The organism is Paenibacillus sp. HGF5, assembly GCF_000204455.1.
GTDB lineage: Bacteria > Bacillota > Bacilli > Paenibacillales > Paenibacillaceae > Paenibacillus_AQ > Paenibacillus_AQ lautus_A.
This window is the reverse complement of record NZ_AEXS01000066.1, coordinates 110,996-119,931: the sequence shown is the minus strand read 5'-3', so window position 1 is coordinate 119,931 and position 8,936 is coordinate 110,996. Positions and strand designations below refer to the sequence as shown.

At 50.2% G+C, this 8,936-nt stretch carries 7 protein-coding genes; 1 reads left to right on the top strand and 6 read right to left on the bottom strand.

The window, feature by feature from the left end; translation table 11 throughout:
- Window positions 1-189 precede the first annotated feature (189 nt).
- Together HMPREF9412_RS11070 and gyrA are read right to left on the bottom strand one after the other, a co-directional pair.
- Complete coding sequence (locus tag HMPREF9412_RS11070; protein ID WP_009591541.1) at window positions 190-1,302, bottom strand: HD-GYP domain-containing protein; 1,113 nt, start codon at window positions 1,300-1,302, stop codon at window positions 190-192.
- A 171-nt stretch (window positions 1,303-1,473) separates the two neighbouring features.
- On the bottom strand, window positions 1,474-3,978 hold the full coding sequence (gene gyrA, locus HMPREF9412_RS11065; protein WP_009591543.1) for a DNA gyrase subunit A: 2,505 nt from the start codon (window positions 3,976-3,978) through the stop codon (window positions 1,474-1,476).
- Window positions 3,979-4,388: 410 nt separating this feature from the next.
- On the opposite strand from gyrA, the gene HMPREF9412_RS11060 reads away from it, so the two are divergent.
- Window positions 4,389-5,201: a YheC/YheD family protein gene (locus HMPREF9412_RS11060; protein ID WP_009591482.1), complete on the top strand. Its 813-nt coding sequence runs from the start codon at window positions 4,389-4,391 to the stop codon at window positions 5,199-5,201.
- 130 nt (window positions 5,202-5,331) lie between these two features.
- On the opposite strand, the gene gyrB is transcribed toward HMPREF9412_RS11060, so the two are convergent.
- The 4 genes from gyrB to yaaA are packed head-to-tail and all read right to left on the bottom strand — an operon-like array spanning window position 5,332 to window position 8,918.
- Window positions 5,332-7,242 (bottom strand): DNA topoisomerase (ATP-hydrolyzing) subunit B, encoded by a 1,911-nt coding sequence (gene gyrB, locus HMPREF9412_RS11055; protein WP_036671920.1) that lies wholly within the window; start codon window positions 7,240-7,242, stop codon window positions 5,332-5,334.
- Window positions 7,243-7,268: 26 nt separating this feature from the next.
- On the bottom strand, window positions 7,269-7,520 hold the full coding sequence (gene remB, locus HMPREF9412_RS11050) for an extracellular matrix regulator RemB (protein ID WP_007129241.1): 252 nt from the start codon (window positions 7,518-7,520) through the stop codon (window positions 7,269-7,271).
- A gap of 13 nt (window positions 7,521-7,533) precedes the next feature.
- Complete coding sequence (recF, locus tag HMPREF9412_RS11045) at window positions 7,534-8,646, bottom strand: DNA replication/repair protein RecF (protein ID WP_009591496.1); 1,113 nt, start codon at window positions 8,644-8,646, stop codon at window positions 7,534-7,536.
- A 56-nt stretch (window positions 8,647-8,702) separates the two neighbouring features.
- Window positions 8,703-8,918 carry a S4 domain-containing protein YaaA gene (gene yaaA / locus HMPREF9412_RS11040; protein ID WP_009591516.1) on the bottom strand — a complete coding sequence of 72 codons (216 nt, stop codon included), beginning with the start codon at window positions 8,916-8,918 and terminating at the stop codon, window positions 8,703-8,705.
- Window positions 8,919-8,936 lie beyond the last annotated feature (18 nt).

Below are 8,936 nucleotides of genomic sequence, written 5' to 3'. Positions count from 1 at the left end.
CTTCTTTGTCACCAGCGAATCTCGTTCGCATCAGCAACTCTTATAATATATCACATTCTCAGTTACTTAGCAAGCTTTTTTTTGAAAAACTTTTAATTCATTGAAAGCTGCGATATATTCCCGCTCAGAAGCGGCAAAAAATAATATACCACAGCATTTCTATGTAGGTCAACCCTTTTTTAGAATAAATCAGTAAATGACTTCTTCTATATAGAGCTGCCGCTGCTGCATCAGGTTAATGATCTCTCCCTGAACGGATACCATCGGTCTGGTTGGATGCTGGCTATCGGTAAAAACAATCTCTCCCGAAGTCCCATTGCTCAGGCGCACGCAAGTACCTGAATGGAGGGCGGTTACCTTCTGAATAAATGTCTGGACGATTTTGGGGTCCAGCTTGCCGAAGGCCTCCAGCTGGATTTGTTCCAGCACAACATAGGGCGACTGGGCATTCCGATAGAACTTATCCAATGTCATCGCATGAAAGATATCCGTAACGGCGACGATCTTGGCATAGATATGAATCTTGTTCCCCTCAAGGCGGAGCGGATATCCGGAGCCATCCACTTTTTCATGATGCTGAAGAGCTGCGAGCCGTACTCCTTCATTCACCGCCGCCACATTCTTGAGAATCTGATAACCATAGGTCGTATGCTGACGTACTTCCTCGTTCTCTTCTTCGGTTAGCTTGGAAGGTTTATTCAACACAATGGGATCAATCTTGGCATTTCCGATATCATGCAGCAATCCTGCAAAAGCGACCTGCATCCAATCTTTCTGCGGAAGCCCTACCCATTGTGCCAGCTTATAGGAGGAAAGGGCGCAAAGCACAGCACTGTGATACCGGTAATCATGGCGATTCGTCATGCGTGGAATAAATTTAAGAATGTGATACTCATGTTGGTGCTTCAATAAGTTTTCCATCTGATTACGAACTTCATACATTCGAAGCTCGCCCGTTATTGCGGATTGATAACAGTTTTTGACCAAGGTCATGGTCTTGTCATATTCCTCATGCAAGGCCAGATCTTTTCGGGCAGGCGCTTCTTCGTTCCCGTTGCCCTGTTGATTCCCCGTAAAGATCAGCGAAGGCTTTTGCCCTGCGGATTTTACGGTTGGTATTCTTGTGCTCTCCGCTTCAACGGACTCTACGGTAACATGGTCCACCATGAAAGCCTTCAACACTTCCAGATCCCGGGGAAGCAAGACCTTGCCTTTTTGAAGCAACAGTCCCCCCAGAGGCGTATGTACATCTTTAGCCAGCTTTACTCCGGCCACCACTTCATTTACGGCTTTGATCGTCATGATCAACCCTCTCCATCTATTAAGCTGCGTCATGGCAGCTAACTTCACCTTATAATATACATATTATAGTTCGTCTTCCGCAGCCTGTACAATACCAATTCCCTGAATTTGTAATCCTATAAAACAAAAAAGAGCATGGATGCAAATCTGCATCCATGCCAAGCTTCTTCGTTATTCTTCGGTCGGCTCGGCCGGCTCGATTGGTTCTGCGCCGTCTTGGCCTACTTCTCCCTCTTCGTCGGAATCCGGCTCATCGCTCTTATCCGCACGGCAGACGGTACCTACGGCATCGTCCTCGCGGATGTTGATCAGCTTCACGCCTTGAGCATAGCGGCCCATGGTGGAGATGCCCTCCATGCTTGTACGGATGATGGTGCCGCTTGCCGTAATGATCATGAGGTCTTCTTCCGATTTCACGACCTTCAGTGCCACAACCGGTCCATTCTTCTCCGTAATATTGATGGTCTTGATCCCTTTACCGCCGCGGGTCTGGCTGCGGTAGTCGCTTGCAGGCGTCCGCTTACCGTAACCTTTGGTCGTTACAATGAGGATATCTAGCTCCTGGTCCACTACGTCCATGCCAATGACTTCATCATTGTCGTCCAGCGTGATCCCTTTCACACCGGTCGCGCTTCTTCCCATTGAGCGAACATCGCTCTCCTTGAAGCGGATGGACATTCCTTGCGCCGTTCCCATAATGATTTCTTGCTGACCGTCCGTCAGCTTCACCTCGATCAGGGAATCGTCCTCGCGCAGATTAATCGCAATCAGACCGCCCTTGCGGATATTCACATAATCCTCAAGCGGGGTTTTCTTAACGACGCCCTGGCGTGTTGCAAAGAACAGGTAATTATCGCTGTCAAAGTTCTCCACCGGAATCACGGCATTGATCGATTCGCCCTGTTCAATTTGAATCAGGTTGATGATCGGCGTTCCGCGGGCGGTACGGCTCAGCTCTGGAATTTCATAGGCTTTTAACCGGTACGCCTTCCCTTTATCTGTAAAGAACATCAGGTAATGGTGGGAATTCGTGACGAAGAGATGCTCGACAAAGTCCTCGCTCTTCGTATCCATCCCCACAACGCCGCGTCCGCCCCGCTTCTGGCTGCGATAGGTGTTGGCAGGCAGACGCTTGATGTAACCCGTATGCGTAATGGTGATGATCACTTCTTCGCGCGGAATCAGATCCTCGTCCAGGATGCTGTCTTCCCCGACCGTAATTTCGGTGCGGCGCTCATCCGCGAAGCGTTCCTTAATCTCTTGCAGCTCATCATTGATGATCTGAAGCACAAGATGCTCATTAGCCAAGATTTCACGGAGTTCCGCGATTCTGGCAAGCAATTCCTGATATTCGTTCTCGATCTTCTCCCGTTCGAGTCCGGTCAAGCGCTGCAGACGCATATCCAGAATGGCCTGTGCCTGCTCATGACTGAGACCGAAACGCTCCATCAAGCCCTCGCGGGCAGCCTCTGTGGTTTGGGAAGCGCGAATGAGGGCAATGACCTCATCGAGATGATCCAGTGCAACACGCAAACCTTCGAGAATATGAGCGCGGGCCTCCGCCTTCTTAAGTTCGAACTCCGTCCGGCGGCGGATAACGGTGACCTGATGCTCCAAATAGTGGAACAGCACGTCGCGCAGGTTCAAAATCTTCGGTTCGTTGTTCACGATGGCCAGCATATTAATGCCGAAATTCGACTGCATGGCCGTATGCTTGTACAGGTTATTCAAAACGACATTCGGGTTGACGTCCCGGCGCAGCTCAATGACAATCCGCATGCCGTTACGGTCCGATTCATCGCGCAGATCCGTAATGCCGTCAATTCGTTTTTCGCGAACCAATTCCGCAATTTTCTCAACCAGACGGGCCTTGTTCACTTGATATGGAATCTCATGAACGACAATGCGCGCCTTGTTATTATTCTCTTCGATCGTCGCCTTCGCCCGCATCGTTACGGAACCGCGGCCCGTACGATAAGCCTGGCGAATGCCTTCACGTCCCAGAATATAACCCGCTGTCGGGAAATCCGGTCCTTGGATGTATTCCATCAGTTCCATCGGCGTGATGTCAGGGTTACGAATCATCGCCTGTACACCATCGATGACTTCACCAAGATTGTGAGGCGGAATATTGGTAGCCATCCCTACCGCGATCCCTGACACGCCGTTTACCAGCAGGTTAGGATAACGCGCAGGAAGAACCACCGGCTCCTGCTCCTCGCCGTCATAGTTCGGAGCAAAGTCTATTGTCTCTTTATTAATATCACGCAGCATTTCCATGGCAATCTTCGATAAACGAGCCTCGGTATACCGCATAGCCGCTGCCATATCGCCGTCGATGGAACCGAAGTTCCCGTGCCCATCAACAAGCATGTAACGCATGGAGAAGTCCTGCGCCATCCGGACCATGGATTCATAAACTGCGGAATCACCATGAGGATGGTACTTACCAATAACTTCGCCTACGATTCTTGCCGATTTCTTATGCGGTTTATCCGGAGCCATTCCAAGTTCGGACATCGCATACAGAATACGACGGTGTACTGGCTTCATTCCGTCCCGTACATCCGGCAAAGCCCGGCTGACAATGATGCTCATCGCGTAATCCATAAAGGACTCGCGCATCTCGGTACCAATGTCCCGATCTTTGATTTGGGAGAAATTTTCTTCCGCCATGCTGGACCTCCTTCATTTTCCTATCAACCATGCCTTGATCTATGTGAAAAAAGCAGAATAGTGATCAGAAACCTAGAAACGCACTAACCTTTATTATATTACTTTCACAAACATCGCACAATTAAACACGGGATGGATCAAGTGAAAGCATGATTTTTGCCCGGAAACCGGGATATACGCCCTGTCCTCCGTGCCCCTTTTCACATACAATGCATTGCAAAGGACTTTTCGAATCATCACATCTTTATATTATACCACTGTTTGTCATACTTGTCCTATGTTTTCCGGGCATCCCCTCTCTTGTCAGAGGCACCCACACTCTTTTAAATCAACCGATAGTGCGAGTTTGTATCACGAGACAGGCAAAATCCTGTCACTCCAATCATACAGCTAAGAAAGGATGAAGATGTTTGACTATCCAACGCGTTGCAAGCAAGTGGGCGAAAACGAAAATACTGTTGAAAAACAAAGGCCTCGCCTCTTATGTTCCGGCTACCCGCCTATATTCATTGGAGACGCTTGAAGACATGCTGAATACGCATACGCTTGTGTATATCAAGCCTGACCGAGGGACCTACGGCATCGGCGTGATGTCGGTCGAACAGCTCCATTCCCAAACCGCGGATACTGATGAAACAAAGGATGCTTCCTACATGCTTCGTTACGACCATAAAACCGAAGTATTTACCTCTCTGGAGAGTCTCCATAAAACATTAAGCGCCTTGTTTCAGGGCAAGGACTATCTGGTTCAGCAAGGCATCCACCTGCTCCGCCATAAGGACCGTCCCTTTGATCTTCGTGTACTTACCCAGAAGAGTCCTTCCGGTCAGTGGGTGAGCACAGGAATAATCGGCCGGGTCGCGGCCAAAAATAAAATCATTACCAACCATCACAGCGGCGGCGTGGTTCATCACTACAAACCGCTGATGCTCGAGCATATGACGGCTGAAGAAGCGGGGAATATCCGTAGAGAACTGAATACGCTTGGAGTGAACGTCGCTTCGCAGCTGCAAAAAACGTATCCGAACCTGAAAGAAATCGGCCTGGATGTTGCGATTGACAATCGCTGGAACATTTGGATCCTGGAGGTTAATACCAAACCTGCCCTGTTCCCGTTCAAGAAATTCTTCAAGGATCCCAGCATCTACAAACAGGTAGAAAAATACGCCAATGCTTACGGACGTAATTTATCCGGCAAGAAGAAAGCCAAAAAAACCGGTTAGCAAGTCTCTCTGAATGGTTGGGTCCTGTTATGCGACGACTCACGGCCTGTGCCCGTTATTAACGAAAAAAGGGGTATTCCCCTGAGGCCTTCACAGACCTTGGGGATACCCCTCTTTAGCTTGCAGTACTTTATACGTCCAAATTCCGGACCGACTTCGCATGCTCCTGAATGAAATCCCGGCGCGGCTCCACGTTATCGCCCATCAGGGTATCAAACAAGGTATCGGCCAAGATCGCATCCTCGATCGTCACCTGAAGCATCGTACGGCTCTCGGGATCCATCGTTGTCTCCCACAGCTGACCGGCGTTCATCTCGCCGAGACCTTTGTAACGCTGTACGTTGATTTTGACGTTCTCGCCAAATTCCTTGATGATCTCGTCGCGTTCTCTCTCACTGCCGGCATACCGGATCACCTTGTTGCGCTCGATCTTGAAGAGCGGCGGTTGGGCGATGTAGATATAACCCGCTTCCACCAGCTTACGCATGTAACGGTAGAAGAACGTCAGCAGCAAGGTACGAATATGAGCACCGTCGACGTCGGCATCGGTCATGATAATGATTTTGTGGTAACGGGCTTTGGAGAGATCGAAATCCTCCGCAATCCCCGTGCCCAGAGCCGTAATGATGGCTCGGATCTCCGCATTGGACAGGATGCGGTCAAGCCGCGCCTTTTCGACGTTGAGAATTTTACCACGCAGCGGCAAAATCGCCTGGAAATGCCGATCGCGCCCCTGCTTGGCGGAACCGCCGGCAGAGTCACCTTCGACGATGTACAGCTCACTGATGGAAGCGTCCTTGGAGGAGCAGTCCGCCAGTTTACCCGGCAATGCGCTGACTTCAAGGGCGCTCTTCCGGCGCGTCATCTCGCGGGCTTTACGCGCCGCTTCGCGGGCACGCGATGCTTGGAGCGCCTTCTCCAGGATCCGGCGGGAAACCGCAGGGTTCTCCTGCAGGAACTCCTGCAGCTTCTCCGCGAACAAGGATTCCACGATCCCGCGCACTTCGCTGTTGCCGAGCTTGGTCTTCGTTTGTCCTTCGAATTGCGGCTCCGGCACTTTGACCGAAATGATCGCCGTCAATCCTTCGCGCACGTCGTCACCCGACAGGTTGTTATTATTGTCTTTGATCAATCCCGTTTTGCGGGCATAGTCATTGATGATCCGGGTGAGCGCGCTCTTAAAGCCGGATTCATGCGTTCCGCCTTCGTGCGTGTTGATATTATTGGCAAAAGAATAAATATTCTCGGTATAGCTGTCGTTATACTGAAGCGACACTTCCACCTGAATGTTATCCCGGGAACCCTCCACATAGATCGGGTCTTCGTGCAGAGCTTCCTTCTTCTCATTCAGGAATTTGACGTATTCGATAATACCGCCCTCGTACTTGAAGTAGTCGGAGGCCCCGGTACGTTCGTCCGTCAGCGTAAGCGCAATGCCCTTGTTCAGGAACGCCAGCTCACGGATCCGCGTCAGGAGAGTTGTATAGTCATAGACCGTCGTTTCCGTGAAAATCTCCGGATCCGGCAGGAAGGTTACCGTCGTCCCGTGATCGTCGGAATCCCCGATGATTTTGATGTCATATTGGGGTACGCCGCGATGATATTCCTGCTGGTAGATGTTCCCGTCACGTTTGACCTGAACCACGACTTTCGAAGACAGAGCATTCACGACCGAAACGCCGACACCATGCAGACCGCCGGATACTTTATATCCGCCGCCGCCAAATTTACCGCCGGCATGAAGGACGGTCATAACCACTTCCAGCGTCGACTTCTTCAGCTTAGCGTTCTCGCCGACCGGAATGCCGCGACCGTTATCGATAACGGTTATGCTGTTATCCTCATGGACAATGATTTCGATATGGTCGCATATTCCCGCCATCGCTTCGTCAATACTATTGTCCACAACTTCCCATACCAAATGATGCAAACCCTTGGCACTGGTAGATCCGATATACATACCCGGCCGTTTACGAACGGCTTCCAATCCTTCCAGTACCTGAATCTGATTCTCATCATATGTCGGTTGATTCATAGACATGCCTTCACCTACTTCTACAGATTCTGTTATGCCTGAGCTACAAAATGATTCGCTCGTTTCTTAAGTGTTGCAGAGGAAATCGGAGAGTAATAGACGATCGATTTCGTCACCACGATGGATTTCGGATCCTCTTCGCCAATCAACTCCACGACTTTATGCTGCTGGGCATGCGTGACGAACTGCTTGGAGATTTTCGAGGATTTCTCTATCGAGATATCGAATATCCCAACCAGCTCTGACGAACGGATGATCTTCTCTCCGCCCAAATGAATATACATATGGAATCACTCCTTAAGAGCCCACCTGTCCGTCATGGACATGAAAAATGCTGGCACCCTTCAATTTGTCGGTATTCAAACTCTCAATGCCCGTCGCCGTGATGAATGTCTGCACTTTGCTCTGGAATGTCTCGATCAATTGTGTCTGCCGGTACGGATCCAATTCAGAAAGCACATCATCCAGAAGCAGCACCGGATATTCACCGATCTCTTCCTGTATCAGCTCGATTTCAGCCAGTTTCAAAGATAGCGCCGTCGTCCGCTGCTGACCTTGAGATCCATACGTTTGGACTTCTTTGCCATTAATATAAAAAGCCAGATCATCTCGATGAGGACCTGCCAATGTCATACCACGCCGTATTTCTTGCTCTTTCATTTGTGATAATTTTATCATAAATGTCTCAAATAAGACAGCTTCATCTTCTTCCTCCGCGTCGGCAAAGGATGGAAGGTAGTGCAAAGAGAGGTCTTCCAGGCCGTTGGTGATCCCCTGATGGATGCTTTCCGCCCACTTTTGCAGCTTTTTTATAAATTGTTTCCTCTTCTTGACGATTTTAACACCATGTTCTGCCAATTGGCTGTTCCAAATTTCAAGCATCGCCTGCTCGGCGCTGCCCTTCCCCCACAATTGCTTCAGTAGATTGTTGCGCTGCACGAGCACCTTCTGGTATTGCTGCAGATGAAACAGGTAGCTGGGGGCCACCTGCCCGATTTCCATGTCAAGAAACCGGCGGCGGACCCCCGGCGTGCCTTTGACAATCTCCAGATCCTCGGGCGCAAACATCACGACATTGAGCGAGCCGATGAAATCGCTAAGCTTCCGCTGCTCAAGCCCGTTGATTTTTGCCTTCTTCCCCTGCTGAGACAAGCTCAGTTCCAGCCTCAGAGTGCCGTACTTGCGGTCAATCTCGGCAGATATATGGGCACTGGACTGCTCAAAGCCGATCAATTCGCGATCCTTGGAGGTACGGTGGCTCTTCGTTAAAGCAAGCACGAAGAGCGCCTCCATCAAATTCGTCTTTCCTTGGGCATTGCGTCCGATGATCAGATTGACATCGCCAAATGCCTCAAGCTGCAGCTTCTCGTAATTTCGGTAATGCTGCAGGCTGACATTTTTGACAAACAAGCTTATCCTCTCCCTCGTCTTCCGCGCTTAGCGCCAAAGCGGCTGCGGGAGGCTGTCTATTGTGCTGCCACCTGAAACGTCCCGCAATCCTCTACCTTGACGATGTCGCCGGGAACCAGTTTGCGTCCGCGCCGCTCTTCCTTCTCGTCGTTGACCAGAACTGCCCCTTCCGCGAGCAGCGCCTTCGCCATCCCACCTGTGGATACGCAATCGGATAGCTTCAAGAACTGATCCAGCTTGATATATTCACTGTGGATAAAAATTTGTTTCATGACTTCGTCCTTTCATCC

Excerpts from the sequence above, each read along its gene's own strand:
- HMPREF9412_RS11070 (WP_009591541.1), bottom strand. The coding sequence starts at position 1,302 with ATGACGATCAAAGCCGTAAATGAAGTGGTGGCCGGAGTAAAGCTGGCT.
- gyrA (WP_009591543.1), bottom strand. The coding sequence starts at position 3,978 with ATGGCGGAAGAAAATTTCTCCCAAATCAAAGATCGGGACATTGGTACC.
- gyrB (WP_036671920.1), bottom strand. The coding sequence starts at position 7,242 with ATGTCTATGAATCAACCGACATATGATGAGAATCAGATTCAGGTACTG.
- remB (WP_007129241.1), bottom strand. The coding sequence starts at position 7,520 with ATGTATATTCATTTGGGCGGAGAGAAGATCATCCGTTCGTCAGAGCTG.
- yaaA (WP_009591516.1), bottom strand. The coding sequence starts at position 8,918 with ATGAAACAAATTTTTATCCACAGTGAATATATCAAGCTGGATCAGTTC.